Origin of the sequence: Candidatus Competibacter denitrificans Run_A_D11 (genome assembly GCF_001051235.1) — a bacterium.
In the GTDB taxonomy this organism is placed as follows: Bacteria; Pseudomonadota; Gammaproteobacteria; order Competibacterales; family Competibacteraceae; genus Competibacter_A; species Competibacter_A denitrificans.
This window is the reverse complement of record NZ_CBTJ020000027.1, coordinates 181,809-206,352: the sequence shown is the minus strand read 5'-3', so window position 1 is coordinate 206,352 and position 24,544 is coordinate 181,809. Positions and strand designations below refer to the sequence as shown.

36 protein-coding genes, 1 pseudogene and 1 riboswitch are annotated in these 24,544 nt (G+C 53.9%); of the genes and pseudogenes, 31 read left to right on the top strand and 6 right to left on the bottom strand.

Features of this window, described 5'->3' with window-relative positions; all coding sequences use genetic code 11:
• The 29 genes and pseudogenes from BN873_RS19355 to rplQ form a co-directional block, all read left to right on the top strand.
• The coding region (locus BN873_RS19355; protein ID WP_076547599.1) for an EF-Tu C-terminal domain-related protein at window positions 1-95 on the top strand (95 nt) is incomplete at its 5' end.
• Window positions 96-101: 6 nt separating this feature from the next.
• On the top strand, window positions 102-413 hold the full coding sequence (gene rpsJ / locus BN873_RS05845; protein ID WP_048671621.1) for a 30S ribosomal protein S10: 312 nt from the start codon (window positions 102-104) through the stop codon (window positions 411-413).
• 92 nt (window positions 414-505) lie between these two features.
• Window positions 506-1,150, top strand: a complete 645-nt coding sequence (gene rplC / locus BN873_RS05840) for a 50S ribosomal protein L3 (protein WP_048671620.1) — start codon at window positions 506-508, stop codon at window positions 1,148-1,150.
• 9 nt (window positions 1,151-1,159) lie between these two features.
• Window positions 1,160-1,786 (top strand): 50S ribosomal protein L4, encoded by a 627-nt coding sequence (rplD, locus tag BN873_RS05835; RefSeq protein ID WP_048671618.1) that lies wholly within the window; start codon window positions 1,160-1,162, stop codon window positions 1,784-1,786.
• Window positions 1,783-2,079, top strand: coding sequence for a 50S ribosomal protein L23 (gene rplW / locus BN873_RS05830; RefSeq protein ID WP_082161112.1), 297 nt, complete (start codon window positions 1,783-1,785; stop codon window positions 2,077-2,079). Before rplD ends, rplW begins: the two co-directional genes overlap by 4 nt.
• Window positions 2,080-2,123: 44 nt before the next feature.
• Window positions 2,124-2,951: a 50S ribosomal protein L2 gene (rplB, locus tag BN873_RS05825; protein WP_048671613.1), complete on the top strand. Its 828-nt coding sequence runs from the start codon at window positions 2,124-2,126 to the stop codon at window positions 2,949-2,951.
• A gap of 76 nt (window positions 2,952-3,027) precedes the next feature.
• Window positions 3,028-3,300, top strand: coding sequence for a 30S ribosomal protein S19 (gene rpsS, locus BN873_RS05820; protein ID WP_048671611.1), 273 nt, complete (start codon window positions 3,028-3,030; stop codon window positions 3,298-3,300).
• A gap of 14 nt (window positions 3,301-3,314) precedes the next feature.
• Entirely contained in the window at window positions 3,315-3,644 is a 330-nt protein-coding gene (rplV, locus tag BN873_RS05815) for a 50S ribosomal protein L22 (RefSeq protein WP_048671609.1), read from the top strand.
• Window positions 3,645-3,663: 19 nt separating this feature from the next.
• Window positions 3,664-4,347: a 30S ribosomal protein S3 gene (gene rpsC, locus BN873_RS05810; protein ID WP_048671606.1), complete on the top strand. Its 684-nt coding sequence runs from the start codon at window positions 3,664-3,666 to the stop codon at window positions 4,345-4,347.
• A gap of 65 nt (window positions 4,348-4,412) precedes the next feature.
• Entirely contained in the window at window positions 4,413-4,826 is a 414-nt protein-coding gene (rplP, locus tag BN873_RS05805) for a 50S ribosomal protein L16 (protein ID WP_048671604.1), read from the top strand.
• Window positions 4,826-5,020 (top strand): 50S ribosomal protein L29, encoded by a 195-nt coding sequence (gene rpmC / locus BN873_RS05800; RefSeq protein WP_048671602.1) that lies wholly within the window; start codon window positions 4,826-4,828, stop codon window positions 5,018-5,020. The genes rplP and rpmC overlap by 1 nt, the downstream gene beginning before the upstream one ends.
• Complete coding sequence (gene rpsQ / locus BN873_RS05795; RefSeq protein ID WP_048671600.1) at window positions 5,017-5,280, top strand: 30S ribosomal protein S17; 264 nt, start codon at window positions 5,017-5,019, stop codon at window positions 5,278-5,280. Before rpmC ends, rpsQ begins: the two co-directional genes overlap by 4 nt.
• Window positions 5,281-5,350: 70 nt before the next feature.
• Entirely contained in the window at window positions 5,351-5,719 is a 369-nt protein-coding gene (gene rplN / locus BN873_RS05790; protein WP_048671597.1) for a 50S ribosomal protein L14, read from the top strand.
• 18 nt (window positions 5,720-5,737) lie between these two features.
• Window positions 5,738-6,055 carry a 50S ribosomal protein L24 gene (gene rplX / locus BN873_RS05785; protein WP_048671593.1) on the top strand — a complete coding sequence of 106 codons (318 nt, stop codon included), beginning with the start codon at window positions 5,738-5,740 and terminating at the stop codon, window positions 6,053-6,055.
• 10 nt (window positions 6,056-6,065) lie between these two features.
• A complete protein-coding gene (gene rplE / locus BN873_RS05780; RefSeq protein WP_048671590.1) occupies window positions 6,066-6,605 on the top strand; it encodes a 50S ribosomal protein L5 in 540 nt (179 codons plus the stop codon).
• Between the two features lie 10 nt (window positions 6,606-6,615).
• Window positions 6,616-6,921, top strand: coding sequence for a 30S ribosomal protein S14 (rpsN, locus tag BN873_RS05775; protein WP_048671588.1), 306 nt, complete (start codon window positions 6,616-6,618; stop codon window positions 6,919-6,921).
• 102 nt (window positions 6,922-7,023) lie between these two features.
• Complete coding sequence (gene rpsH, locus BN873_RS05770; protein WP_048671586.1) at window positions 7,024-7,422, top strand: 30S ribosomal protein S8; 399 nt, start codon at window positions 7,024-7,026, stop codon at window positions 7,420-7,422.
• Window positions 7,423-7,434: 12 nt separating this feature from the next.
• Complete coding sequence (rplF, locus tag BN873_RS05765) at window positions 7,435-8,007, top strand: 50S ribosomal protein L6 (protein ID WP_048671584.1); 573 nt, start codon at window positions 7,435-7,437, stop codon at window positions 8,005-8,007.
• 9 nt (window positions 8,008-8,016) lie between these two features.
• A complete protein-coding gene (gene rplR, locus BN873_RS05760) occupies window positions 8,017-8,391 on the top strand; it encodes a 50S ribosomal protein L18 (protein ID WP_048671582.1) in 375 nt (124 codons plus the stop codon).
• Between the two features lie 12 nt (window positions 8,392-8,403).
• Window positions 8,404-8,913, top strand: coding sequence for a 30S ribosomal protein S5 (gene rpsE / locus BN873_RS05755; protein WP_048671580.1), 510 nt, complete (start codon window positions 8,404-8,406; stop codon window positions 8,911-8,913).
• A 5-nt stretch (window positions 8,914-8,918) separates the two neighbouring features.
• On the top strand, window positions 8,919-9,101 hold the full coding sequence (gene rpmD, locus BN873_RS05750) for a 50S ribosomal protein L30 (protein WP_048671578.1): 183 nt from the start codon (window positions 8,919-8,921) through the stop codon (window positions 9,099-9,101).
• A 4-nt stretch (window positions 9,102-9,105) separates the two neighbouring features.
• Window positions 9,106-9,540: a 50S ribosomal protein L15 gene (gene rplO / locus BN873_RS05745; protein ID WP_048671575.1), complete on the top strand. Its 435-nt coding sequence runs from the start codon at window positions 9,106-9,108 to the stop codon at window positions 9,538-9,540.
• A gap of 5 nt (window positions 9,541-9,545) precedes the next feature.
• The gene (secY, locus tag BN873_RS05740; RefSeq protein WP_048671572.1) at window positions 9,546-10,874 is read left to right on the top strand and encodes a preprotein translocase subunit SecY; all 1,329 of its coding nucleotides are present in this window, start codon (window positions 9,546-9,548) and stop codon (window positions 10,872-10,874) included.
• An 80-nt stretch (window positions 10,875-10,954) separates the two neighbouring features.
• Entirely contained in the window at window positions 10,955-11,068 is a 114-nt protein-coding gene (gene rpmJ / locus BN873_RS19350) for a 50S ribosomal protein L36 (RefSeq protein WP_082161111.1), read from the top strand.
• Between the two features lie 93 nt (window positions 11,069-11,161).
• Window positions 11,162-11,518, top strand: a complete 357-nt coding sequence (gene rpsM / locus BN873_RS05735) for a 30S ribosomal protein S13 (protein ID WP_048671570.1) — start codon at window positions 11,162-11,164, stop codon at window positions 11,516-11,518.
• A gap of 41 nt (window positions 11,519-11,559) precedes the next feature.
• Window positions 11,560-11,949, top strand: coding sequence for a 30S ribosomal protein S11 (gene rpsK / locus BN873_RS05730; RefSeq protein ID WP_048671568.1), 390 nt, complete (start codon window positions 11,560-11,562; stop codon window positions 11,947-11,949).
• 15 nt (window positions 11,950-11,964) lie between these two features.
• Complete coding sequence (gene rpsD, locus BN873_RS05725; protein WP_048671566.1) at window positions 11,965-12,585, top strand: 30S ribosomal protein S4; 621 nt, start codon at window positions 11,965-11,967, stop codon at window positions 12,583-12,585.
• Window positions 12,586-12,605: 20 nt separating this feature from the next.
• A pseudogene (locus tag BN873_RS05720) lies at window positions 12,606-13,580 on the top strand (DNA-directed RNA polymerase subunit alpha); the annotation flags it as partial.
• A 203-nt stretch (window positions 13,581-13,783) separates the two neighbouring features.
• On the top strand, window positions 13,784-14,164 hold the full coding sequence (gene rplQ / locus BN873_RS05715) for a 50S ribosomal protein L17 (protein ID WP_048671564.1): 381 nt from the start codon (window positions 13,784-13,786) through the stop codon (window positions 14,162-14,164).
• A gap of 620 nt (window positions 14,165-14,784) precedes the next feature.
• Here rplQ and BN873_RS05710 read toward each other — a convergent pair.
• From BN873_RS05710 to BN873_RS05700, 3 genes are all read right to left on the bottom strand, one after another.
• Complete coding sequence (locus BN873_RS05710; protein ID WP_048671562.1) at window positions 14,785-15,792, bottom strand: NAD(P)H-quinone oxidoreductase; 1,008 nt, start codon at window positions 15,790-15,792, stop codon at window positions 14,785-14,787.
• 51 nt (window positions 15,793-15,843) lie between these two features.
• On the bottom strand, window positions 15,844-16,530 hold the full coding sequence (locus BN873_RS05705) for a TSCPD domain-containing protein (RefSeq protein WP_048671560.1): 687 nt from the start codon (window positions 16,528-16,530) through the stop codon (window positions 15,844-15,846).
• Between the two features lie 245 nt (window positions 16,531-16,775).
• A complete protein-coding gene (locus tag BN873_RS05700; protein WP_048671558.1) occupies window positions 16,776-18,935 on the bottom strand; it encodes an adenosylcobalamin-dependent ribonucleoside-diphosphate reductase in 2,160 nt (719 codons plus the stop codon).
• Between the two features lie 348 nt (window positions 18,936-19,283).
• Between BN873_RS05700 and BN873_RS05695 the strand changes: the two genes are divergently transcribed.
• Entirely contained in the window at window positions 19,284-20,006 is a 723-nt protein-coding gene (locus BN873_RS05695) for a hypothetical protein (protein WP_139031651.1), read from the top strand.
• A 44-nt stretch (window positions 20,007-20,050) separates the two neighbouring features.
• Entirely contained in the window at window positions 20,051-20,617 is a 567-nt protein-coding gene (locus BN873_RS05690; protein WP_048671554.1) for a FlgO family outer membrane protein, read from the top strand.
• Window positions 20,618-20,700: 83 nt separating this feature from the next.
• Here the strand turns inward: BN873_RS05690 and metF are convergent, their stop codons facing one another.
• The 3 genes from metF to metK all read right to left on the bottom strand — a co-directional run bounded on the left by metF (window position 20,701) and on the right by metK (window position 24,371).
• Complete coding sequence (gene metF / locus BN873_RS05685) at window positions 20,701-21,558, bottom strand: methylenetetrahydrofolate reductase [NAD(P)H] (protein ID WP_048671552.1); 858 nt, start codon at window positions 21,556-21,558, stop codon at window positions 20,701-20,703.
• A gap of 113 nt (window positions 21,559-21,671) precedes the next feature.
• The gene (gene ahcY / locus BN873_RS05680; RefSeq protein WP_048671551.1) at window positions 21,672-23,099 is read right to left on the bottom strand and encodes an adenosylhomocysteinase; all 1,428 of its coding nucleotides are present in this window, start codon (window positions 23,097-23,099) and stop codon (window positions 21,672-21,674) included.
• Between the two features lie 18 nt (window positions 23,100-23,117).
• Window positions 23,118-23,198: riboswitch (S-adenosyl-L-homocysteine riboswitch) on the bottom strand.
• Window positions 23,199-23,210: 12 nt separating this feature from the next.
• Window positions 23,211-24,371, bottom strand: coding sequence for a methionine adenosyltransferase (gene metK / locus BN873_RS05675; RefSeq protein WP_048671549.1), 1,161 nt, complete (start codon window positions 24,369-24,371; stop codon window positions 23,211-23,213).
• Window positions 24,372-24,544 lie beyond the last annotated feature (173 nt).

Below are 24,544 nucleotides of genomic sequence, written 5' to 3'. Positions count from 1 at the left end.
TTGCGCCCATTGCCATGGATGAGGGCCTGCGCTTCGCCATCCGTGAGGGTGGTCGCACCGTCGGCGCCGGCGTCGTCGCTAAAATTATTGAGTGAGCGGCCATGACTAACCAGCGTATTCGCATCCGCCTTAAAGCGTTCGATCACCGCTTGATCGACCAATCGGCGCGGGAGATTGTCGAAACCGCCAAGCGCACCGGCGCTCAAGTGCGTGGTCCAATCCCCTTACCGACCAAAATGGAACGGTTTACGGTGCTGATTTCGCCACACGTCAATAAGGATGCTCGTGATCAGTACGAATTGCGTACTCACAAGCGATTGATGGATATCGTCGATCCCACAGATAAGACGGTCGATGCGCTGATGAGGCTTGATCTCGCCGCTGGCGTGGATGTGCAGATCAAACTGAATTGATTGATTGAATTTAGGGGTATGCAATCCGGCCATGAAGGGCGCCTTCCCTTCCTCTGGCCCGCAGCCGCCGATAAAAAGAGGTTGAGAAAAAAATGGCAATAGGACTCGTCGGCCGCAAGGCCGGGATGACTCGCGTGTTCACGGAGGACGGCGTCTCGATACCTGTAACCTTGATCGAAGTGGAGCCTAACCGCGTCACTCAGGTTAAGACGGAACAGACCGATGGCTACCGTGCCTTGCAGGTTACAGTTGGCAGTCGCCGACCCAGCCGAGTGACTAAACCGATGGTCGGTCATTTCGCTAAAGCTGGGGTTGCGCCAGGTCGTGGCCTATGGGAGTTCCGCCTGAACGGTGATGAAGGTGCTGAGATCGCCGTTGGCGCCGAATTAAAGGTGGATGTGTTCCAAACCGGACAAAAGGTCGATGTGACCGGCACCACGATTGGCAAGGGCTTCGCCGGAGCCATTAAGCGCCATCATTTTCGCAGTCAGCGCGCAACACACGGTAATTCACTGTCCCACCGTGCCCCCGGTTCCATTGGTCAGAACCAAAGTCCTGGTCGAGTGTTCAAGGGCAAGAAAATGTCGGGTCATCTCGGCGCCGCTCAGCGTTGTGTACAAAACCTGGAAGTAATTCGAGTCGATGTTGAGCGCAACTTGCTGGCGATCAAGGGCGCGGTACCGGGTGCGAAAGGCGGCGATGTGCTGATCAGGCCCGCTGTCAAAGTGCGCCGCTGAGGAAACACCATGGAACTTCAGATTAAAAACGCAAGCGGTGCAGTTTCTGGCCAGCTTACTCTGGCGGATGAAACGTTTACTCGGCCGTTTAACGAAGGCTTGGTCCACCAAGCGGTGGTCGCTTATCTGGCGGGTGGTCGTGCCGGTACACGCGCCCAAAAAACTCGCTCCGAGGTCAGCGGCGGTGGCGCTAAACCTTTTCGGCAGAAGGGCACAGGCCGTGCTCGGGCAGGCAGCAGTCGTAGTCCTCTATGGCGTGGTGGCGGTGTCACTTTCGCAGCCCGGCCGCAGGATCATTCGCAAAAGCTGAACAAGAAAATGTATCGTGCTGCCATGCGGAGCATTTTCTCTGAACTATTGCGCCAGGATCGGTTGCTGGTTGTTGATGCGCTGGACATGGCTGAAGCGAAAACCAAGCAGATGATCGCCTGGCTGACCGCTTTGGGCTTGGCTGAACAAAACCGCGTTTTGCTGGTGAGCGACGAGGTGGATGTTAATCTTTACCTGTCTGCCCGTAACCTGCGCAATGTGGCCGTGGTCGATACGGTGGGGTTAGATCCGGTGAGTTTGGTTGGGTCCGATAGAGTGGTGATGACGGTTGGTGCGGCGCAGCGTGTCGGGGAGTGGTTAGCATGAGTCAAGAACGGTTACTGCAAATTCTCTTGGCTCCCCATGTTTCCGAGAAGGCGAGCCGAGTTGCCGAAAGTGCTAACCAAGTCGTGTTTAGAGTGCGGGATGACGCCACGAAGCCGGAGATCAAGGGCGCTGTTGAGTCGCTGTTCAACGTGAAGGTTAAGGGCGTTACGGTGCTCAACGTCAAGGGCAAGAACAAGCGTTTCGGTGGGCGTTTCGGGCGACGTTCAGGCTGGAAGAAAGCCTACGTCTCGCTGGAAGCCGGCCATGAAATTGATTTTTTGGTGGCGGAGTAGGGTATGTCCATCACTCTGTCACGCGGAAACTAAGGTAAATCTCCATGCCGATTGTCAAGACCAAACCGACTTCGCCCGGCCGGCGTTTCGTGGTCAAGGTCGTTAGTCCGGGCTTGCACAAAGGCCGGCCGCACGCGCCCTTGCTTGAAAAACAGACGCATAATGGTGGCCGCAACAACTTGGGCCGCATCACGACCCGGCATCAGGGTGGTGGCCATAAACAGCATTACCGCTTGGTTGATTTTAAGCGTGATAAGGACGGTATTCCGGCCAAGGTCGAGCGTCTGGAATACGACCCGAATCGCAGCGCCCATATCGCTTTGCTGCTGTACGCCGACGGCGAACGTCGCTATATCATCGCCCCGCGCGGTGTAGAGGTGGGTGCGCTGTTAATGTCGGGTCCCGCTGCGCCGATCAAGCCGGGCAACACGCTGCCATTGCGTAGCGTTCCGGTCGGTAGCCAGGTGCATTGCGTGGAGTTTAGGCCAGGTAAAGGCGCGCAGATCGCCCGTAGCGCCGGCGCTTCCGTGCAACTGGTGGCCCGCGAAGGCAGCTATGCCACATTGCGTTTGCGTTCCGGTGAAATCCGTCGGGTGCATGTCGATTGCAAGGCGACCATTGGCGAGGTCGGCAACGAGGAGCATAACTTGCGCTCACTCGGTAAAGCCGGTGCCAAGCGCTGGCGGGGTGTCCGGCCGACCGTGCGCGGGGTGGCCATGAACCCGGTGGATCATCCCCATGGTGGTGGCGAAGGCCGGACATCGGGTGGTCGTCATCCGGTATCGCCGTGGGGGTTGCCCACCAAGGGCCATAAGACTCGCTCCAATAAGCGCACCGATAAGTTGATCGTGCGCCGGCGTAAAGCGAAATGATGCAGACAGTTGCCCTTACCGGGGTGATCGGTCGCCTCGCTAAAGTGCGGGCGAGCCAACCGAGAGGATAAATAACGTGCCACGCTCGATTAAAAAAGGGCCGTTTGTCGATCTCCATCTAGTGAAGAAGGTGGAGCAGGCGATAGCGACCAACGTAAAGCGGCCGATCAAAACATGGTCGCGACGCTCGATGATTTTGCCGGATATGGTGGGTTTGACGATGGCAATCCACAATGGCCGGCAACATGTACCGATTTTGGTGACCGAAAATATGGTGGGCCATAAGTTAGGCGAGTTTGCCGCCACCCGAACCTATCGCGGCCATGCCGCCGATAAAAAATCGAAATAGGGAGAGGCGTTCCAATGCAAGCTGTCGCTGTCATGAAACATGCCCGCATTTCGCCTCAGAAAGCTCGGCTAGTCGCCGATCAGGTGCGCAGCCTACCGGTGGAACGGGCGCTGCAACTTCTGAAGTTCAGCAATAAGAAAGCAGCCCAACTGATCAAGAGCGTTCTTGAATCGGCGATTGCGAACGCTGAGCATAATGAGGGCGCCGATATCGATGAGCTTAAAGTAGCCATCATTCAAGTGGATGGAGGCCCGGTGCTGAAACGGATGCACGCTCGTGCCAAAGGGCGCGGCAATCGTATCGTCAAGCGCACCAGCCACATTACCGTGACCGTCGCCGAATAAATCAGGAGTCAGAACGAGAATGGGCCAGAAAGTTAACCCGACAGGTATCCGGTTGGGGATCGCGTCCGATTGGACCTCCAAGTGGTATGCCAACAGCAGGAATTTTCCCGATCTGTTGGAAACCGATCTGAAGGTTCGCCAGTATCTCAAAAAGAAACTGGCCAACGCCTCAGTCAGCCGGATTCAAATTGAGCGGCCGGCCCGCTTGGCGCGTATCACGATCCACACGGCTCGACCCGGTGTGGTGATTGGTAAGAAAGGCGAAGACATTGAAGCGCTGCGCAGGGAAGTCGCTCGCATGATGGGCCTTGATATCAAAGATTTACAGCTTAATATCGAGGAAATTCGCAAGCCTGAACTGGATGCGCAATTGGTGGCGGAAGGTGTTGCCCAACAATTGGAGCGGCGTATCATGTTCCGCCGAGCTATGAAGCGCTCAGTGACCAATGCTATGCGCTTGGGCGCTTTGGGGATTAAAATACAAGTTTCTGGCCGCTTGAATGGCGCCGAGATCGCACGAACCGAATGGACGCGCGAAGGTCGAGTGCCTTTGCATACGCTGCGCGCCAATATCGACTACGGTCTTGCCGAGGCCCAAACGACGTATGGCGTGATCGGGATCAAAGTCTGGATTTTCCGGGGCGAAGTCTTCGGTTTCGACCGTCCAGGTGAAGCGAAGCCCGAAAAGGCGGCCGCTGGTTGATCGGATGATTATGGAACTCCGCGCCGAACGACGCGGAGTTCCTTCGTTTATAGACGAGACGGATTATGTTACAGCCGAAAAGAACGAAATTCCGCAAGCAGCAAAAGGGGCGCAATACCGGCGTCGCCACCAGCGGCACCTGGGTGAGTTTCGGCGAGTACGGGTTAAAGTGCACCACTCGTGGGATGTTGACCGCTCGCCAGATTGAAGCGGCGCGGCGTGCCATTAATCGCTACATCAAACGTGGTGGCAAGGTGTGGATTCGCATTTTTCCCGATAAGCCGATTACCAAGAAGCCGTTGGAAGTGCGGATGGGCAGTGGTAAGGGTGGCGTCGAGTTCTGGGTTGCCAAGGTCAAGCCGGGTCGCGTGCTGTATGAAGTGGAAGGGGTAACCGAAGCGATTGCCCGCGAAGCCTTTCGCTTAGCGGCGGCTAAACTGCCGGTGCAAACGATTTTTGTGACCCGGACGGTGATGTGATGAATACGACCGAGCTACGAAAGAAAAACCGAGATGAGCTTCAGCAAGAGCTGCTGGCGTTGTTGCGTGAGCAATTCAATCTGCGGATGCAACGGGCGACGGGCCAAACCAGCAAGCCCCACCTGTTCCGGCAGGCACGGCGTAACATCGCCCGGGTCAAAATGGTGATGGGTGAAAAGGTGGGCAAGGCATGAGCACTGAACTTCGACAGACTGAACGCACCCTGACGGGGCGCGTGACCAGCAACAAGATGGATAAAACCATTACTGTCGCGATTGAGCGGCTCGTCAAGCACCCCGTTTACGGTAAGTACATCCGGCGGACCACCAAGCTGCATGCGCATGACGAGCAGAACGAATGTCGCGAGGGCGATTTGGTGACGATCAAGCAATCTCGGCCGCTGGCCAAAACGAAGGCTTGGGCCTTGGTTGGGATCGTTGAGCGCGCCCAATGATCACCGTAACAGACAGTACCATCGCCGCAACCTTGGCGATTTCCAAACTCCGTAACCGGAATGATGAACCATGATTCAGATGCAAACAATGTTGGATGTCGCCGATAACAGTGGCGCCCGCCGGCTGATGTGCATCAAAGTGCTCGGCGGTTCCCACCGTCGTTATGCGCACATTGGCGATATCATTAAAGTCAGTATCAAGGATGCGATCCCACGCGGTAAGGTCAACAAGGGCGAGGTCTACAATGCCGTTGTGGTGCGAACCCGCAAGGGTGTGCGGCGCCCAGATGGTTCGTTGATCCGTTTCGACGGCAATGCGGCGGTGCTGCTCAACAATAAGTTGGAGCCAATCGGCACTCGTATCTTTGGGCCAGTCACCCGCGAGTTACGCGGTGAGCGGTTCATGAAAATCATTTCCCTGGCTCCAGAAGTCTTGTGAGACGGGAGGAAGGCGGTAATGCGTAGAATTAGAAAAGACGATGAGGTCATCGTCATCGCTGGCAAAGACAAAGGTCGGCGCGGCAAGGTGGTACGGATGATCGAGGGTGACCGCGTTATTGTCGCCGGCATCAATATGGTCAAGCGCCACACTAAACCCAATCCGGCCCGTGGCGTTGCAGGAGGCATCGTCGAGCGTGAAGCGGCGCTTCACCTGTCCAATGTGCTGCTGTTCAATCCCGCCACCAATAAGGGTGATCGGGTTGGTTTTCGGTTGCTAGAGGATGGGCGGAAGGTGCGTTACTTCAAGTCCAATCAAGAAGTTGTCGATGCCTGAGGGAGCGACCATGGTCCGACTGCAACAGCATTATCGCGAAACGGTGGCGCCCAAGCTGCGCGAACAGTTCAATTATCGCAATATCATGGAAGTACCGCGTATCACTAAGGTCACTCTGAATATGGGTGTCGGTGAAGCGGTCGCCGATAAGAAAATCATGGAGCATGCGGTCAGTAATCTGACGCAGATTGCCGGCCAAAAGCCGGTGGTTACGCTGTCACGTAAGTCGATTGCCGGCTTCAAGATTCGCGAAGGTTGGCCAATCGGCTGCAAGGTGACGCTGCGGCGTGAGCGGATGTATGAATTTTTGGATCGGCTGATCAACATCGCGATCCCGCGTATTCGTGATTTTCGTGGTTTCAGCGGGCGGGCTTTCGACGGTCGCGGCAATTACAGCCTGGGCGTGCGGGAACAGATTATTTTTCCCGAAATCGACTACGACAAAATCGATACCATCCGTGGCCTGGATATCACCATCACCACCAATGCCCGCACCGATGAAGAAGGGCGTGCGTTGCTGGCTGCGTTTAATTTTCCATTTCGGAATTGAGGATCAGGATGTGGCTAAACTGAGCATGATCAACCGCGAGGTGCGGCGGGCGCGTGTCGTGGCCCAGTATGCCGCGAAGCGCACTGCGTTGAAGGAGGTCATACAGGACCTCAATCACAGTGATGAGCAGCGGCGGGAAGCGCAGCGGCAATTGCAGGCTTTACCGCGTGATGCCAGTCCGAGTCGATTGAAAAATCGGTGTCGCCTGACGGGGCGGCCTCGCGGTTTCTATCGCAAGTTTGGCCTGGGCCGTAACAAGCTGCGTGAAGCGGCGATGCGTGGCGATATACCCGGCCTGCGCAAGGCGAGTTGGTGAAGACACTTAGCCCCTAGGCGGGCTGAATTAAGCGCTTAAGTTCAGGGTTTGCCCCGCACCAGCGGTGGCCCCAAGACTGACCCCGCGGAGTAATGTGAAAAAATGAGTATGACGGACCCTATCGCGGATATGCTAACGCGCATCCGCAATGCCCAAACGGCGGCTAAGACTCAGGTCAGTATGCCTGCCTCCAAGTTGAAGATGGCGATTGCGCAGGTGTTGCGCGATGAAGGCTATATCAGTGACTTCGCAGTCGTGCAAACTGATCCCAGTAAAAAGGCGCTGGTGGTGACCCTGAAATATTTCGAGGGTCAGCCAGTGATCGACCGGATTGAACGAGTCAGCCGTCCTGGTCGGCGAGTATTTCGGGGTAAGGATGATCTGCCGAAGGTGATGAATGGCTTGGGCATCGCTATCGTATCGACGCCCCAGGGGCTGATGAGCGACCGGGCGGCTCGAGCGGCCGGGCATGGTGGCGAAGTCCTGTGCGTCGTAGCTTAAGGGAGCAGTTACATGGCAACCGTGATCAAGGAATCCAAAATCCGCACCTCGCGGGTCGGCAAGAAACCTATCTCATTACCCTCCGGTGTCAATGTGACGATTGAGGGCCAACATGTTGCCCTCAAGGGCAAAAATGGTTCGGCTGAACTGCATATCCATCCTTGGGTGGAGGTACAGCAGGAAGGCGGCGAGTTGCGGCTCAGCCCGCGCCACTTGACCAACGAGGCTAAATATCGAGCGATGACCGGCACGATGCGAGCGCTGCTCAACAACATGGTGCAAGGCGTTTCTCAAGGATTTCAGCGGAAGCTACAGTTGGTGGGCGTTGGTTACAAAGCCCAAGCTCAAGGCAACGTATTGAATTTGACGCTTGGTTTCTCTCATCCCGTCGAATTTAAAGTGCCGGACGGCATCGCGATTCAGACCCCTACCCAGACCGAGATCATCGTCCAGGGGGTCGATAAACAGCAAGTCGGTGAAGTGGCGGCCAAGATTCGCGCTTATCGGCCACCTGAGCCTTATAAGGGTAAGGGTGTGCGTTACGCCGATGAAACCATCATTCTGAAAGAAGCCAAGAAGAAGTAAGGATTCGCCATGGATAAGAAAGCTGCCGATAAAAAGACCGTGCGCCTGCGGCGTGGGTTACGGGCTCGGCATAAAATCCGCGAGCTGGGTGTTCATCGGCTTTGTGTCTATCGTACCCCGAGCCATATCTATGCCCAGATTATCCTGCCGGCACCGAGCGGTGACCAGACGCTGGCTGCTGCGTCCACTTTGGAACCAGCCTTGCGTCAAACGCTTAAGAGCACGGGAAATATTGCCGCCGCCAAGCTAGTGGGTAAGGCGATTGCTGAAAAAGCCAAGGCGATTGGGATCGCTAAAGTGGCCTTTGACCGCTCGGGGTTTATGTATCATGGCCGGGTTAAGGCTTTAGCCGACGCCGCGCGCGAGAATGGTTTGGAGTTTTAAGGAATAAAGACGATGGCGATCAATGTAGAAGGTTCGCAGAATAGTGACGGCTTACAAGAAAAGCTGATTGCGGTCAATCGGGTAGCCAAGGTGGTCAAGGGGGGCCGGCAATTCGGCTTCACCGCGCTGACGGTGGTGGGTGATGGCAATGGTCGGGTCGGCTTAGGTTACGGTAAGGCCCGCGAAGTCCCGATGGCGATTCAAAAAGCCATGGATAAGGCCCGGAAGAATATGCATAAAGTGCCCTTGAACGGAACGACTCTGCAATATCCGGTCACTGCCGAGCATGGTGCTGCCCAGGTGTTCATGCAGCCTGCTTCCGAAGGGACGGGGATTATCGCCGGTGGCGCCATGCGCGCTGTATTTGATGTGGTCGGCGTTAAGGATGTACTGGCTAAATGTGTGGGTTCGCGCAATCCGATCAATGTGGTGCGGGCAACCATTCGGGGCTTAAGCACGATGAAATCGCCCGATTATCAGGCCACCAAGCGCGGCAAAACGGTTGATGAAATTCGGAGCTGAGCCTTATGGCCGATAAATTGAAAGTGACCTTGATTAAAAGTGTGCATGGCCGGTTGGCTGCGCATCAAGCCTGTGTCCGCGGGCTGGGGTTACGGCGTATGCACAGCAGCGCGGTGGTGATCGATACCCCGGAAAATCGGGGCATGATCCGCAAGGTTTCGTATCTGCTGAAAGTCCAGGAGGCTTGAAGTTATGCGTCTTAATACCCTAAAGCCCACCGCCGGCAGCCGCCCATCCGAACAACGGGTCGGGCGTGGGATTGGTTCTGGGCTTGGTAAGACTGGTGGGCGCGGCCATAAGGGCCAACACGCGCGATCTGGTGGCTATCATAAAGTCGGTTTTGAAGGCGGCCAGATGCCTTTGCAGCGCCGTCTTCCTAAGCGGGGTTTCCATTCCATGACCGCCAAGGATACTGCCGAAGTCCGGTTGGGTGCCCTGGCTAAGCTTGATGCGGAGATCATTGATTTGGCAGTGCTTAAAGCGGCCAATATCGTGCCGATTTTCGCCAAACAAGCGAAGGTCATTGTCTCTGGCAAATTGACGAAAGCAGTTACCTTGCGGGGCTTGGCATTCACAGCAGGCGCCCGCGCTGCGGTATTGGCGGCAAGCGGGACGATCATCGAGTAAACACAATGGCGACAGCCCTGCCGGATCTCGGCAAGATGACTGAGCTGCGTCAGCGGCTCTTGTTTTTAGTGGGAGCTTTAGTGGTGTTCCGTATCGGCACGCATATTCCGGTGCCTGGTATTAACCCACATGCGATGGCGCAACTGTTTGACCAACAGCGCGGCACTATCCTTGACATGTTCAACATGTTTTCGGGCGGTGCCCTTAGCCGTTTAAGTATTTTTGCCTTGGGTGTGATGCCGTATATTTCCGCCTCGATCATCTTGCAGTTGATGTCGATGGTGGTGCCGTCGCTGGAGCAGTTGCGCAAGGAAGGCGGGGTATCCGGGCGGCATAAACTGACTCGTTATACTCGTTATTTGACAGTGATTTTGGCAGCATTCCAGGGAGTAGGCGTTAGCATTGCGCTACAAAATCAAATGGCGGGAGGTACTTCGGTCGTCGTCGCGCCAGGCGTCGGGTTTATCCTGACTGCGACCATTAGCTTGGTGGCTGGAACTGTTTTTCTCATGTGGCTGGGTGAGCAAGTCACCGAACGCGGGATTGGCAATGGGATTTCAATGCTGATTTTCGCTGGTATCGTTGCCGGATTGCCGCACGCAGTGGGTGGGACGCTGGAACTGGCGCGTACCGGTGAACTGCATGTGATGCTGGTGCTGTTCTTGCTTGCGCTAACCATCTTAGTGACTGGTTTTGTGGTGTTTGTCGAGCGTGGTCAACGGCGGATCACGGTGAATTACGCCAAGCGCCAGCAAGGTCGGCGTGTTTACGCGGCCCAGAGTACTCACCTGCCGCTGAAGCTCAACATGTCGGGTGTAATACCGCCCATTTTTGCTTCCAGTCTCATTTTATTTCCAGCGACGCTGGGCAGTTGGTTTGGTAACGCCCCCAGCATGGAATGGTTGCGGCAGATCAGCTCGGCGCTCTCTCCGGGGCAACCGCTGTATGTTTTACTGTATGCTGGCCTGATCATCTTTTTCTGTTTTTTCTACACTGCCTTGGTTTTCAATTCCAAGGAGACCGCCGACAACTTGAAAAAGTCCGGTGCCTTTATTCCGGGTATTCGACCAGGGGCGCAGACAGCCACCTACATCGATAAGGTGTTGACTCGCCTTACGCTGATCGGCGCTGCCTATATCACTGTGGTTTGTTTGCTCCCGGAATTTTTGATTTTGTACTGGCGGGTGCCTTTCTATTTTGGCGGCACTTCACTGCTGATCATTGTGGTAGTCGTTATGGATTTCATGGCCCAGGTTCAGGCGCATTTGATGTCGCATCAATACGAGAGCCTGCTGAAAAAAAGTAGCTTCAAGGGCCAGGGTTTAATGCGCTAAGCCCTGATCAGCCGCCATATCTGGTTTTGGCGTTCTGATGCATCTGAGCAGGCGTCCGCTTGAATTTGGAGAACAACGAAATGAAAGTTCGTGCTTCAGTTAAGAAAATTTGCCGTAATTGCAAGATTATTCGCCGGGACCGTGTGGTTCGGGTGATCTGTAAGGACGCCCGCCACAAACAGCGGCAGGGTTGAAATGCGATTTGCTATTGATTTACTTGGCCGGGTAAGCTAAATTTCCGCTTTTTGCGCGGCAAGCATCCCGTACGGTAGGAGGAGCTTTAAGGCATGGCCCGTATTGCAGGCATCAATATTCCGGTCAATAAGCACACGGTCATCGCGCTACAGGCGATTTACGGGATCGGCAAAACCCGCGCCCGCCAGATTTGTGAGGCCGCTGAGGTCGCTGCTGAAACAAAAGTGCGTGATTTGAACGAAGCCCAAGTCGATGCGCTGCGCGCCGAAGTGGGCAAGCATACTGTGGAGGGCGATTTACGCCGTGAAGTATCCATGAGCATCAAACGCTTGATGGATCTCGGCTGTTATCGTGGGCTGCGCCACCGGCGGGGTTTGCCGGTGCGTGGTCAGCGTACCCGTACCAACGCTCGGACACGCAAGGGTCCGCGCCGCGCAGTGCGAAAGTAGATCACCTGAATTTTTAGAATTCCGCTGGCATAGGTCGGAGAATGGCAAAACCGGTTGCAAAAACGCGCAAGCGCGTCAAGAAAAATGTCGTGGATGGGATCGCCCATATCCATGCTTCGTTCAATAATACCATTATCACGATCACCGACCGTCAGGGTAACGCCTTGGGTTGGGCGACGTCGGGCGGTTCGGGCTTTCGCGGCTCTCGCAAGAGTACGCCGTTTGCGGCGCAAGTTGCCGCCGAACGGGTGGGGAATGTGGTCAAGGAATTTGGCGTAAAAAACCTTGAGGTCAACGTCAAAGGTCCAGGGCCTGGTAGAGAGTCGGCCGTGCGTGCATTGAACGCTGCCGGCTTCAAAATTATGAGCATCATGGACATGACACCGATACCGCATAACGGTTGCCGTCCTCCGAAACGTCGTCGCGTCTAGTCCGGGAGTAATACTGTGGCGAGATATCTCGGTCCAAAGTGTAAATTGAGCCGCCGGGAAGGCATGGATCTGTTTTTGAAGTCGTCGGCTCGACCGTTGGAATCAAAATGTAATTTAGAGCGCCCCCCGGGTCAGCATGGTGCCCGCCGCCCGCGTCTTTCCGATTACGGGTTGCAATTGCGCGAAAAGCAAAAATTGCGCAGGATTTATGGGGTACTGGAGCGCCAGTTTCTTAATTATTACAAGGAATCGGCTCGCCGTAAGGGTTCCACCGGCGAGAATCTGCTGAAACTGTTGGAGTGCCGATTAGATAACGTAGTGTATCGGATGGGTTTTGGTAGTACTCGAGCGGAAGCCCGGCAATTGGTTTCTCATCGGGCAATGACCGTCAATGGCCAGCGGGTCAATATCCCCTCCTATCAGGTCATGCCCGAAGACGTGGTGGCGATACACGAGAAAAGCCGCAATCAGACACGTATCCAGTATTCGTTACAACTCGCCCAAGGCCACGGCTTTCCTGAGTGGGTCGATGTGGACGCTACTAAGATGAGCGGTGTCTTCAAGCGTATTCCCGATCGCGGCGATTTGTCGGCCGATATCAACGAATCATTGGTCGTGGAGCTTTATTCCAAGTGATCGATTTCGAGGGAAAACGGATGCTGGGCGCATTTGATTTGCTAAAACCGACCCGCGTCGAGGTGGAAAAACTGGCGCCTCGTTTGGCGCAGGTAACCGTAGAGCCGCTGGAGCGCGGCTTTGGTTATACGCTCGGCAATGCCCTACGCCGGATTTTGCTCTCGTCGATTCCTGGGGCTGCAATCGTCGAGTGTGAAATCGAGCAGGTTTTGCACGAGTATTCCACCGTTGAAGGTGTGCAGGAAGATGTCATTGATATTCTCCTCAACCTTAAGGGGGTAGCTGTCAGCTTGCAGGAAGGGGCAGAAGAAGCGAACCTGACCCTGACCAAAAAAGGGCCGGGTCCGGTCGTGGCCGGCGATATCGTAGGAGGCCATGCGGTCGAGATTATCAATCCGGGCCATATCATCGCTCATTTGACCAAGAGCGGTGAGCTAAACATGCGGCTCAAGGTTGAACGGGGTTGCGGCTACTTACCTGCTACTCAGCGGGAAAGTGGTGATGGCGAGACTCGTTCAATCGGTAGGCTACGGTTAGATGCCTCTTTCAGCCCTGTGGAGCGGATCAGCTACCGGGTTGAGAGCGCCCGAGTCGAACAGCGCACCAATCTCGACAAGCTGATTCTCACCCTGGAAACCAACGGTACCATTGATCCTGAAGAAGCGATTCGCACCGCTGCCCGGATTCTGCTGGATCAACTGTCGGTGTTTGTGGATCTTAAAGGCAAGCGGGATGAACCGGCGCCACCTCCTTTGGTGGATATTGATCCGGTTTTGATGCAGCCGGTCGATGATCTGGAGCTTACGGTCCGTTCAGCGAATTGTTTGAAGGCCGAAAGTATTTATTACATCGGTGATCTCGTGCAGAGGACAGAATCGGAGTTGTTGAAAACTCCGAATCTTGGTAAGAAATCCTTGACTGAAATCAAGGACGTTCTGGCCAAGTACAAGCTTTCTCTGGGGATGAAGGTCGATAATTGGCCACCGCCTCATCTGAGTATTGAGCAAAATGAAGAACGTGCCGCAGCACGCCGTTCAGCGATAGGCGCGGCCGGTGATATTTTGGAGACGGAAAAACCCTCCAAATTCGATGTCCGATCAACGGCGAGCAGTGATTCCGATGATGCCGGATGATCAAGGCATCATCTGAGTTTATCCCTGGTTTAATTTTTGTTTGAAAGTCGTTAAGGAACTTTCTCATGCGCCATCGTAAAGCCGGCCGCAAATTCAATCGCACCAGTAGCCATCGCAAGTCCATGCTATCTAATATGGCGACTTCGCTCTTTACTCACGAGGTTATCCGAACGACCTTACCTAAGGCCAAGGAATTGCGCCGGGTCGCAGAGCCGTTGATTACCTTGTCGAAACAAGACAGCGTTGCCCACCGACGCCTAGCGTTTGCTCGGCTAGGTGACCGTGACGTAGTTACCAAACTGTTTAACGAGCTGGGACCTCGCTTCAAATCACGGCCTGGCGGCTACCTGCGTATTCTAAAATGCGGGTTCCGAGTCGGTGATAATGCGCCTTTGGCGTATGTGGAGCTGTTAGATCGGCCGGCCGTCGTGCCAACGACTGACTAATAAGTAAATCGCCCAGCCATTTTTTAATCATTCAGCCATTTCCCGCCGTCTTTGCGCGCAAACTGTAGCAACCGCTACACTAAGCCATCTCTCCGTTTAAAATCGATCTTTGGTTTTCGAGATCTGATGATTAAGGACTGCAATCAGCAGTCCTTAATGTGATATCGCTTGGCGGAGCTGAAAACTTAAGCCTTGAATTATTAAAAGATTATAGCGAGCCTCAAGCATCTCTTTGTAAGGCCCGAAGCATTCTCCAAGTATTTTGAACCACCATCCACCGTTCTCGAACCAGACCAACGAATGCTGGAGCGTGTGATTTTGACGCATGTTATTAACCTCTTACCTGTAGCGATACTTGCTTTCGGGCCTATTCCTTAGCCAGAACTCCTAAATTTCCCATCTGACAATGACAAGCTGCGCAAGAATAATAGTAGTTGATTGTTAGTCGCTTCATAGGTTGCTGAGCCTGTACAAAGCGCTAAATCCTACTAAATGACAGCATAAATCCGTTTTTGTTGCAACGCAAAATTAATAATTAAGTAATGATTGCGCAACTCTCGTTGATGCACTTCTCGTGGGGATTGTCGCGGAAGGTCTAAACGGCGAAGGGGTTGGCCAGATCAAAGTACGCGAAGAAGGATCTTACCAATGTGGCGATTGGATTCCATCAGCCGGTGCGCTTCAGGGGCGTCGGCTAATGCGAAAGTCTGGTAGATGATCGGTTTGATAGTGCCATTAGCCAGCAGCGGCCAAACAGTTTTGCGCAGGCAGTCGGCAATGGGCGCTTTATCCGCGATAGGCCGCGCTCGCAACGTCGAGCCGGTGATCGTCAAGCGCTTCATCATCACTGGTGCTAGGTTTAACTCCATCTTAGCACCACGCAGAAAAGCGATGAATACTAGCCTCCCGTCCACCGCTAATGCGCTGAGATTGCGCTGTACATAATCGCCGGCCACCATATCCAAGATCACGTTGACACCCTGGTTATGGGTTATTTCCTTGATCACACTGACAAAATCTTCTTCGCGGTAATTGATAACTCGCTCGGCCCCCAAATCTAAACTGGGTTGAATTTTGTCGGCGCCGCCGACGGTGGCGAAAACTCGCGCGCCCAAGGCTTTTGCAAGCTGAATAGCAGTGGTGCCGATCCCGCTCGCGCCACCATGAACCAGCAATGTTTCACCAGGTTTTAGTTGAGCACGGTCGAAGAGATTACTCCACACGGTGAAGAAGGTTTCCGGTAAGGCGGCGGCCTGCTGCAAGGTGAAACCCATGGGAATAGGCAGGCATTGCAGGGCCGGCACAGTACAATATTCAGCATAACCGCCCCCAGTCAGCAGGGCACAAACCGGGTCGCCGACTTTCCAAATCTCAACGCCTTGACCAAGTTTTACCACGGTTCCGGCCACTTCGAGGCCCGGAATATCAGAAGCGCCTGGTGGTGGTGGATAGGCACCTTGGCGTTGTAGACAATCGGGGCGATTGACGCCAGCGTAAGCAACTTTAATCAATACGTCACCCGCTGTCGGTTGCGGAAGCCGCCGCCGACTACTCACTAATTTTTCCGGGCCACCAGGCTCGGTAATTTCAATGGCCGTCATCTGATCAGGTAGCTGTTCTGGATGCATGATTGGTCTCGAATCAAGCGAGCATAATGGGTGTGGGTTAGCGGTCTTGCTTCAAGAACATTTGGAGTCGCCACAGTTGAGGCATGTTAAACAGCCATCCATTACGATGACGGCCTTAGTTTGGCATTTACCGCACAGTGTCGATTCTGGAGGAAAGCTATCCTCGCCCGCATCCTCAATGGCTTTCATCCCGACTTCGTATTTATTGCGCTGCTCGGCGATGAGCTTGCGCTGGCGTTCATCGGGGCCATTGTCGCCAAGCAAGCCGATTGAACGCATGTGCGATTCGATCACATCACCGATTTCCGCCACCAACGAAGGCATGTATTTACCGCCTTTTTTGAAGTAGCCCCCCTTGGGGTCGAACACGGAGCGCATTTCCTCGACCAGAAATGTCACATCGCCTCCCTTACGGAAGACAGCCGAGATGATGCGGGTCAGCGCTACAATCCATTGAAAATGGTCCATGGCCTTCGAGTTGATAAAAATCTCAAACGGGCGGCGTACCTCATGTTCCGTGCCTTGGTTCAGTACGATGTCGTTAATGGTGATGTAGAGGGCATGATCGGACAGGGGGGTTTTAACTTTGTAAGTCGCACCCGATAGAGTCTCAGGGCGGGCGACGCTTTCATGCATCTGCTGGACTGATGAATGCGGCTCGGCCGTCGGCGTGGGTACTGTATCATGAGTGTTGACGACGCTGTAAGAGACGATTTTCTTTTCGATTTTCATAACCATGTCATGTCCTCATGGAAGTTTGCGGGGACGCTTTATGGGCGAACATGCAAGGTGCTGACGAATCAAATTTCCAGCTTCCACCACAAATGGTCTTACCAAAGTCTTCAGCAAAGCAAAGCGCTCGGTCATAGCAGGTTTAAGAGTCATGCGCTTTTGCGCCCGTGTTTTGCGGTGATGAATTGACTCCAGAATGAGCTGATCATCTTCCTGGCGGTGATTGAATGGCTTCTAGCTACAGTTCCTGATTACCATTTTCCATAATAACCTTCCTTGAGCGCATCGAATAAATTGGCAGCGCTGTGAAGTTCGCCGTCATACTCGATTTCTTCGTTACCCTTCACCTCAACCTCAGAGCCATCCTCCAATACGAATCGATAGACGGTATTGGCCAGATCCTGTTCCTTAACCAGTACACCTTGAAATGCCGCAGGGTTGAAGCGGAAGGTGGTGCAACCTTTCAAGCCCTGCTCATAAGCATACAAATAAATATCCTTGAAATCCTCGTATGGAAAATCGGTCGGTATGTTGGCTGTCTTGGAAATGCTGGAGTCGATCCAGCGCTGCGCTGAGGCTTGGATATCGACGTGTTGTTTCGGAGATACCTCCTCTGCCGTCATAAAATAATCGGGTAGCCGCTGCTCTGGGGCCTCAGAGCCAGGCATGGCTTTTGGATTAATCAGTTGTCGATAAGCCAGCAACTCGAAGGAAAATACATCAACTTTCTCTTTGGTTTTCTTGCCGGGACGGATGATATTGCGGCAATAGTGATGGCCAAAGCTGGGTTCAATCCCGTTACTGGCATTATTGGCCAATGATAATGCAATGGTTCCCGTCGGTGCGATGGAGGTATGGTGGGTGAAGCGAGCACCGATTTCGGCTAATTCGTCGATCAGTGTCGGTTCGATTTCGGCTATTTGCTGCATATAACGGCTATAACGGGCATGGAGCACTTTACCCTTGAGGCTATCACCCTCTTTGATGCCATCGCGGACCATTTCCGGCCGTTTGCGCAACATCTCTTTGGTTATTGTGAATGCCTGTTCAAGAATCGGCGCTGGCCCCTTTTCGCGCGCCAACTCCAATGCAACGCGCCAACCGGTCAAGGCCATCGCTCTGGTTGCTTTTTCTGTGAAAATTAGCGAGTCGGGTGAGCCGTATTTCAGGCGCAACATCGTCAGCGTAGAACCTAGCCCTAGATAGCCCATCCCGTGTCGGCGTTTGCCAAGGATTTCCTGGCGTTGCTGTTCCAAAGGTAATCCATTGATTTCAACTACATTATCGAGCATCCGCGTGAAAATAGCGACGACACTTTGAAATGTATCCCAGTCAAAAGCAGCTTGATCGGTGAATGGGTTTTGGACGAATTGAGTGAGGTTAATCGAACCCAGCAGACAGGAGCCATAAGGCGGTAGCGTTTGTTCGCCACACGGATTGGTGGCCCGAATAGTTTCACAGAACCAGTTATTGTTCATTTCATTCGCGCGGTCAATCAGGATAAATCCCGGCTCCGCGTAATCGTAAGTAGACGCCATAATGACGTCCCATAAACGGCGCGCCCGCATTTTGCGGTAAATCTTGCAGGCCACTTGGCCGATATCGTTGATGATCAAGCCTTCTGTCGTCGGCCAATCGCGCCAAACGATTTGATCAGCGTCCTTAAGATCAATGTCGTCTTTCTCAGCCTCCTTGGCGAGCAGCGGAAAAGCCAGCATCCAATCGGTATCATTTTTGACCGCTTCCATAAACTCATGAGTTATTAGCAGCGATAAATTAAATTGGCGAAGCCGACCAGCCTCGCGCTTGGCGCGGATAAATTCGATGACATCTGGATGGCCAATATCGAAAGTGCCCATCTGGGCGCCCCGTCGCCCGCCCGCAGATGAGACGGTGAAGCACATTTTGTCGTAAATATCCATAAACGACAGTGGCCCCGATGTGTGAGCACCCGCCCCGGATACATACGCACCGCGCGGACGGAGAGTGGAGAACTCATAACCGATGCCAGCCCCTGATTTGAGCGTTAGACCCGCTTCATGCACTTTGCGCAAAATATCGTCCATCGAATCGCGTATCGTGCCGGAAACGGTACAGTTGATGGTCGAAGTTGCCGGTTTGTGGGCTAAGGCTCCCGCATTGGAGATGATGCGTCCCGCTGGGATAGCACCATGCCGTAATGCCCACAAAAATTTTCCGTACCAAAAGTCGCGCAATTCCGCAGAATCCTCGACATTGGCCAGCGCCATAGCGACCCGCTGATAGGTGCCATCGGTAGTTTCATCAATGGGGTGTCCTTCTTTCGTTTTAAGCCGATATTTCTTGTCCCAAATATCCCACGATGCCGGTTGCATGGGTACATCAGCGGCAGCAGTCGGTCGGTCGATGGTTTCCAGGTGCGCAGTTTTCATAAGCCGACGTTCTCAGTTGCGTTTTTATTCATTGGGTTAACCAAATTTCCGTTTGTTGGCTTGATCTATGCGAGTATTGGCCGAGCCAGCCAGGATTGGCAGATTCTAGAGGAAACAGAAAATTTTTCCATATAATGTGTTTCGTGTTAAAAATGACACAATATGGTGTGTTTATGGTGGCTAGTAACCCCTTGTTTCCGCTCATGATCGACTTGGCCCGGCAAGCAGTTCGGAGACAGAAACCCAGGTTGATGGAAACCTTGTTGTAAAGGGGTGGCGCCAGTGGTATAACCGGCTAAAATGTTGGTGAGTCCGCCAATAACGGATGCAAACACCTAGGGAGAACCCATGAAAATTTCGTATGCCCCTCTTTTAATCCTCTGCTTGGGACTGGGGGCCTGCGCATCCCAAGTGCCAGTCGCCACAACATATCCAGTTTCCTATCAAAGGAAGATGCAGGCCGCCGAGCATTGGGACATTCTAGCCGCCGATGTGGCAAATCGGCTGCATGATGCGCTATTGGCCGGTCCTGTACGCGCTTCCAGTCGGCAATGCAAGTCTGCCATCGCCTTGCATGTGCAACCCCCGCAGTACAACAGCGAGTTTGGGATTGCGTTTCACAATCTCTTAATCACTCACTTGCTGGAGCAAGGATTTCTGGTCAGCGAAAGTCCATCCGATGGTTGCTATGAGGTGACCTACGGGATTCAGGTGGTCACGCACAATGATCGGGGCTTCATCCGACCGATGCCTGGTTTGTTCACGGCGCTAACCGGCAGCGTTTTGGTGCTGCGTGCTACGGGTGATAACAATCCGGCGACTGCGGCCATGTTGGGTGCTGTAGGTTTGGATGTGGCTAGCGGCTTTCTTACCGATAATCCGAATAGTGAGATTATCGTGACAACTTCAGTCATGAGCGGCGCTCGCTATCTGACTCGGCTGCGCGATATTTACTACATCAGTGATAACAATGTTCAGCAATATATCGCGCAAGCGCCGGCCCCACCGCCGCCAGTCACTACCCGTATCATGGATATGGTTGGGTGTACTTCGGGGATCCAGTGCCAATGATGTGCCATCGCTCCATTTGCACTATTAAGGGGGGTAGTTAACTTATGAATTGGAACGTAATCACCTTACGTACAGCCGCGACATTGTTGGTTGCGCTTAGCGTAAGCACATTGGGGTGCGCTACTTTTTTCCCTGACGAGGCACCGGCTCGTCCCGCCATCCAAGACACCAATCTCATCAGCGCGAACCATGGCGCGGCTGATGCGCTGTTGACGCGGGCACCGTGGCTTAAGGATCGCAAAGATCCGTTATTGGCCGCTACGTTTGTGGATATCAATAATCTTGATACCTCGTCTGGCTTGGGGCGGGTGATCGGCGAGCAACTCGGCTCCCGGTTTGCCCAACAGGGCTTTACCGTCGTCGAGATCAAGATGCGTAACAACATCTTCATCAAAGAAGGCTCTGGTGAGTTTGCGTTATCGCGTTCGATCAGAGAGATCAGCCAGTCCCATAACGCGGCTGCTGTGATTGCCGGTACTTATGCGGTTGCTCGGCAATCCGTGTATGTCCAGGCACGCCTAATCCGCGCTACCGATAACCTGATCTTGGCTTCCTACGATTACGCACTCCCGCTTGGCCCTGATGCGAAGGCGCTGATTGCCTCGCAATAAAGCGCGCAGTAGACCGGTTTTCTAAGCGATATACCCTTTCTCGCCGATGGCGGGAGAGGGTATTTTTTTAGCGCGACTTCGCTTCATCCGCGTATCAAAGCTAAACGCTCGCAAATCGCCAGGGTCGGCCCTGCCCGGTTCATGGTGTAAAAATGTAAGCCCGGAGCACCGGCAGCCAACAGGCGCCGACATAAGTCGGTCACTACATCAAGGCCGTAAGCGCGAATTGCGCTCAAATCATCACCATAGCTTTCCAATCGCTTGCGAATCCAACGGGGAATTTCCGCACCGCAGTTATCCGAAAACCGTGCAAGTTGACTGAAATTAGTAATCGGCATAATGCCGGGGACGATGGGTAAATCCAGCCCCAGCTTTTCACAATCATCTACAAAGCGGAAGTAAGATTCGGGATTGTAAAAATATTGCGTGATGGCGCTGTTAGCACCCGCGTCAACCTTGCGTTTGAAGTTGAGCAAATCCCGCTCGGTGGTTCGCGCTTGTGGATGAAATTCTGGATAAGCGGCCACTTCAATATGGAAATGATCGCCGGTTTCGGCTCGAATAAATTCAACCAGTTCGTTGGCATAGCGGAACTCGCCAAATTCGCTCATCCCGGACGGTAAATCACCGCGTAAGGCGACAAGCCGACGAATATCTAGCTTACGATAAGTCGTGAGGATTTCACGAATTCCTGCGCGGGTGGATGCCACGCAGGTCAAGTGAGGGGCAGCATCTACGTCGCTGTTGGCTCGGATTCCCTGAATCGCCTGAAGAGTACGCTCGCGCGTGGAACCACCCGCTCCGTAGGTGACCGAGAAAAAAGCTGGGCTGATTGGCATCAGCGCTTTACGCGCAGCCGCTAGCTTGGCCATTCCTTCATCGGTATTAGGGGGAAAAAATTCGCAGCTGATCTGTTTGGGATAATGTTTTTGGGAGTCCATGACCGGTCAACCGAGTTCTCTGAAAGGACGAGCAAACGCCCGACGAGAAGGGTCACTAAAAAGGTACTGTGGGCGCGAAACTTCGCGCCCTGTTTGATTCTGATAGGGTGTGCCTAATAGCGATAATTCTCAGCCTTGTACGGGCCATCAACCGATACGCCGATATAGGCCGCTTGCTCCGAGGTTAATTGAGTCAGTTGCGCGCCGATTCGCTCCAAGTGGAGCCGAGCGACTTTTTCGTCCAGATGCTTGGGCAGCACGTAGACTTTATTTTCATAGCGTTCGCCGCGCGTGAATAGCTCGATCTGTGCAAGCGTCTGATTGGTGAAGGAGTTGGACATCACGAAGCTGGGGTGTCCCGTGGCGCAGCCCAGATTCACTAACCGTCCTTCGGCCAACAGGATAATCCGCTTGCCATCAGGGAAAATGATGTGATCCACCTGCGGCTTGATATTTTCCCAGCGATATTGCTTGAGCTTGGCAACCTCGATTTCTGAGTCGAAGTGACCGATATTGCAGACGATGGCCTGATTTTTCATTCGGGCCATATGCTCGTGGGTAATGACGCTCACATTACCGGTTGAAGTAACGAAAATATCGGCTTTATCGGCGGCATCATCCATGGTGACAACTCGATAACCTTCCATAGCGGCTTGCAAGGCGCAGATGGGGTCAATTTCAGTTACCCAGACCGTCGCGCCCAAACCACGCAACGATTGCGCACAGCCCTTGCCGACATCACCGTAGCCCAGGACGATGGCGATTTTGCCGGCGATCATCACGTCAGTGGCGCGTTTGATGCCATCGACCAGGGATTCTCGGCAGCCATAGAGATTATCGAATTTGGATTTGGTGACCGAATCGTTGACGTTGATCGCGGGGAAGGGTAGTCGTCCCTCTTTCTCCATCGTATAGAGCCGATGAACGCCGGTCGTCGTCTCTTCAGTCACGCCCTGGATATTGGCCTGAATTTTGGAGTACCAGCCCGGTTGATCGGCTAAACGCTGGCTGATGGCGGCAAATAAAACGCGCTCTTCTTCGCAGGTCGGATGAGCGATCAACGAGCGGTCTTGCTCGGCGCGGGCACCGAGCGTGATCAGCAAAGTGGCGTCACCACCATCATCCAGGATCATGTTGGGTGTGCCACCATCATGCCATTGCAAAATGCGGTGGGTGAAATCCCAGTATTCCTCTAACGATTCCCCTTTGTAGGCGAAAACCGGAATACCGGCCTCAGCGATGGCCGCCGCCGCATGATCCTGTGTCGAAAAAATGTTGCAGGATGCCCAGCGGATGTCTGCGCCCAGTGCCTTGAGGGTTTCGATCAAGACGGCGGTCTGGATGGTCATGTGCAGCGAGCCGGCGATGCGGGCACCTTTGAGGGGTTGCTGCGCTTGGTATTCCTTGCGGGTGGCCATCAAACCCGGCATTTCGGTTTCAGCGATGGCGATTTCCTTGCGGCCCCAAGCGGCTAGTCCAAGATCAGCCACCTGATAATCACGATCAGTCGTAAAGCTCTTTTCGCGCACGACGGCGTTCATAACGTATCCTCATATACGGTTGAACGGGCGCCGTTGGCTTTTGGAAAGCCACGCCATGCCGAGCCTGACGGTCTTACCGTTGCAGCGCCCCTCGGCATGGGGGCGAAATGTTTAGATCCCTGCCGCCTCTCGCAAGGCGTCGGCTTTATCGGTCGCTTCCCAAGTAAATTCGGGTGCTTCGCGGCCAAAGTGACCGTAAGCGGCCGTTTTTTGGTAGATGGGACGAATCAGATTCAGCATCTTGACCAAGCCGTAGGGCCGCAGATCGAAATGACCGCGCACGATGTCTACCAGGCGGTCTTCGTCGATTTTGCCGGTGCCAAAGGTATTGATGCTGATGGAGGTCGGTTCGGCCACACCAATGGCATACGACACCTGGATTTCGCAGCGATCAGCCAAACCGGCGGCCACGATGTTTTTGGCGACGTAACGGCCGGCGTAAGCGGCGGAGCGGTCAACCTTGGAGGGGTCTTTGCCGGAGAACGCGCCACCGCCGTGATGAGCAGCACCACCGTAAGTGTCAACAATGATCTTGCGGCCTGTTAAACCGCAATCACCCACCGGCCCACCGATGACGAAACTGCCGGTCGGGTTGATGTGGTATTGGGTATGTTTGTCCAACCATTCGGCAGGCAGTACCGGCTGGATGATGTTTTCCATCACCGCCTCGCACAGCAGCTTGTAGCTGATGTCAGGGTCATGCTGGGTGGACAGCACAACGGCTTCGATGCCGACCACCTTGTGATCTTGGTAACGGAAGGTGACTTGGCTCTTAGCATCAGGCCGCAGCCACGGCAATACGCCACTCTTGCGCATTTCGGACTGGCGCTGCACTAACAGATGCGCGTAGGTGATCGGGGCGGGCATCAGCACGTCGGTTTCGTTACAGGCGTAGCCGAACATCAAGCCCTGATCGCCGGCACCTTGTTCTTCTGGGCTTTTGCGGTTGACGCCCTGGGCGATGTCGGGCGATTGCTTGCCGATACAAGACAGCACCGCGCAGGTCGCCCCATCGAAGCCAACCTTGGAGTTGTCGTAGCCAATGCCAATGACGGTATCACGGACGATTTTGTCGAAATCGACCCATGCCGTCGTGGTGATTTCACCGGCCAGAACCACGACACCCGTTTTAATCAGTGTTTCGCAAGCAACACGTCCGCTGGTGTCTTCAGCCAAAATCGCGTCCAGAACGGCATCGGAAATCTGATCGGCGATTTTATCGGGATGTCCTTCCGAGACTGATTCGGAGGTAAAAAGATAGGTTCGGCTCATGGAGTGGCGAGTCCTCAAACGGCAATGGCAGTTAATAGGGAATGTGCCAAGAGATGGCGAAGGCATTGAAAGTTTAAATGCGCGCTAGTCTACGCGGAAAATGCTGCATTTGCATCCGGGTTTTTTATTCTATTTAGTTATTTAACAGGTGCCGATGCGTTGTGAAAAACGAT

Bases quoted from the DNA above. Each gene is read 5' to 3' on its own strand.
- rplB (WP_048671613.1), top strand. From the start codon at position 2,124: ATGCCGATTGTCAAGACCAAACCGACTTCGCCCGGCCGGCGTTTCGTG.
- rplF (WP_048671584.1), top strand. From the start codon at position 7,435: ATGGCAACCGTGATCAAGGAATCCAAAATCCGCACCTCGCGGGTCGGC.
- rpsJ (WP_048671621.1), top strand. From the start codon at position 102: ATGACTAACCAGCGTATTCGCATCCGCCTTAAAGCGTTCGATCACCGC.
- BN873_RS05700 (WP_048671558.1), bottom strand. From the start codon at position 18,935: ATGAAAACTGCGCACCTGGAAACCATCGACCGACCGACTGCTGCCGCT.
- rpmJ (WP_082161111.1), top strand. From the start codon at position 10,955: ATGAAAGTTCGTGCTTCAGTTAAGAAAATTTGCCGTAATTGCAAGATT.
- rpsE (WP_048671580.1), top strand. From the start codon at position 8,404: ATGGCGATCAATGTAGAAGGTTCGCAGAATAGTGACGGCTTACAAGAA.
- rplR (WP_048671582.1), top strand. From the start codon at position 8,017: ATGGATAAGAAAGCTGCCGATAAAAAGACCGTGCGCCTGCGGCGTGGG.
- BN873_RS05695 (WP_139031651.1), top strand. From the start codon at position 19,284: ATGAAAATTTCGTATGCCCCTCTTTTAATCCTCTGCTTGGGACTGGGG.
- rplW (WP_082161112.1), top strand. From the start codon at position 1,783: ATGAGTCAAGAACGGTTACTGCAAATTCTCTTGGCTCCCCATGTTTCC.
- rplN (WP_048671597.1), top strand. From the start codon at position 5,351: ATGATTCAGATGCAAACAATGTTGGATGTCGCCGATAACAGTGGCGCC.
- rpmC (WP_048671602.1), top strand. From the start codon at position 4,826: ATGAATACGACCGAGCTACGAAAGAAAAACCGAGATGAGCTTCAGCAA.
- rpsH (WP_048671586.1), top strand. From the start codon at position 7,024: ATGAGTATGACGGACCCTATCGCGGATATGCTAACGCGCATCCGCAAT.
- metF (WP_048671552.1), bottom strand. From the start codon at position 21,558: ATGGACTCCCAAAAACATTATCCCAAACAGATCAGCTGCGAATTTTTT.
- rplV (WP_048671609.1), top strand. From the start codon at position 3,315: ATGCAAGCTGTCGCTGTCATGAAACATGCCCGCATTTCGCCTCAGAAA.
- rpmD (WP_048671578.1), top strand. From the start codon at position 8,919: ATGGCCGATAAATTGAAAGTGACCTTGATTAAAAGTGTGCATGGCCGG.
- rplX (WP_048671593.1), top strand. From the start codon at position 5,738: ATGCGTAGAATTAGAAAAGACGATGAGGTCATCGTCATCGCTGGCAAA.
- rpsC (WP_048671606.1), top strand. From the start codon at position 3,664: ATGGGCCAGAAAGTTAACCCGACAGGTATCCGGTTGGGGATCGCGTCC.
- secY (WP_048671572.1), top strand. From the start codon at position 9,546: ATGGCGACAGCCCTGCCGGATCTCGGCAAGATGACTGAGCTGCGTCAG.
- rpsQ (WP_048671600.1), top strand. From the start codon at position 5,017: ATGAGCACTGAACTTCGACAGACTGAACGCACCCTGACGGGGCGCGTG.
- rplQ (WP_048671564.1), top strand. From the start codon at position 13,784: ATGCGCCATCGTAAAGCCGGCCGCAAATTCAATCGCACCAGTAGCCAT.
- BN873_RS05705 (WP_048671560.1), bottom strand. From the start codon at position 16,530: ATGGTTATGAAAATCGAAAAGAAAATCGTCTCTTACAGCGTCGTCAAC.
- rpsK (WP_048671568.1), top strand. From the start codon at position 11,560: ATGGCAAAACCGGTTGCAAAAACGCGCAAGCGCGTCAAGAAAAATGTC.
- rplP (WP_048671604.1), top strand. From the start codon at position 4,413: ATGTTACAGCCGAAAAGAACGAAATTCCGCAAGCAGCAAAAGGGGCGC.
- BN873_RS05710 (WP_048671562.1), bottom strand. From the start codon at position 15,792: ATGCATCCAGAACAGCTACCTGATCAGATGACGGCCATTGAAATTACC.
- metK (WP_048671549.1), bottom strand. From the start codon at position 24,371: ATGAGCCGAACCTATCTTTTTACCTCCGAATCAGTCTCGGAAGGACAT.
- rplE (WP_048671590.1), top strand. From the start codon at position 6,066: ATGGTCCGACTGCAACAGCATTATCGCGAAACGGTGGCGCCCAAGCTG.
- BN873_RS05690 (WP_048671554.1), top strand. From the start codon at position 20,051: ATGAATTGGAACGTAATCACCTTACGTACAGCCGCGACATTGTTGGTT.
- rplC (WP_048671620.1), top strand. From the start codon at position 506: ATGGCAATAGGACTCGTCGGCCGCAAGGCCGGGATGACTCGCGTGTTC.
- rpsM (WP_048671570.1), top strand. From the start codon at position 11,162: ATGGCCCGTATTGCAGGCATCAATATTCCGGTCAATAAGCACACGGTC.
- rplD (WP_048671618.1), top strand. From the start codon at position 1,160: ATGGAACTTCAGATTAAAAACGCAAGCGGTGCAGTTTCTGGCCAGCTT.
- rplO (WP_048671575.1), top strand. From the start codon at position 9,106: ATGCGTCTTAATACCCTAAAGCCCACCGCCGGCAGCCGCCCATCCGAA.
- ahcY (WP_048671551.1), bottom strand. From the start codon at position 23,099: ATGAACGCCGTCGTGCGCGAAAAGAGCTTTACGACTGATCGTGATTAT.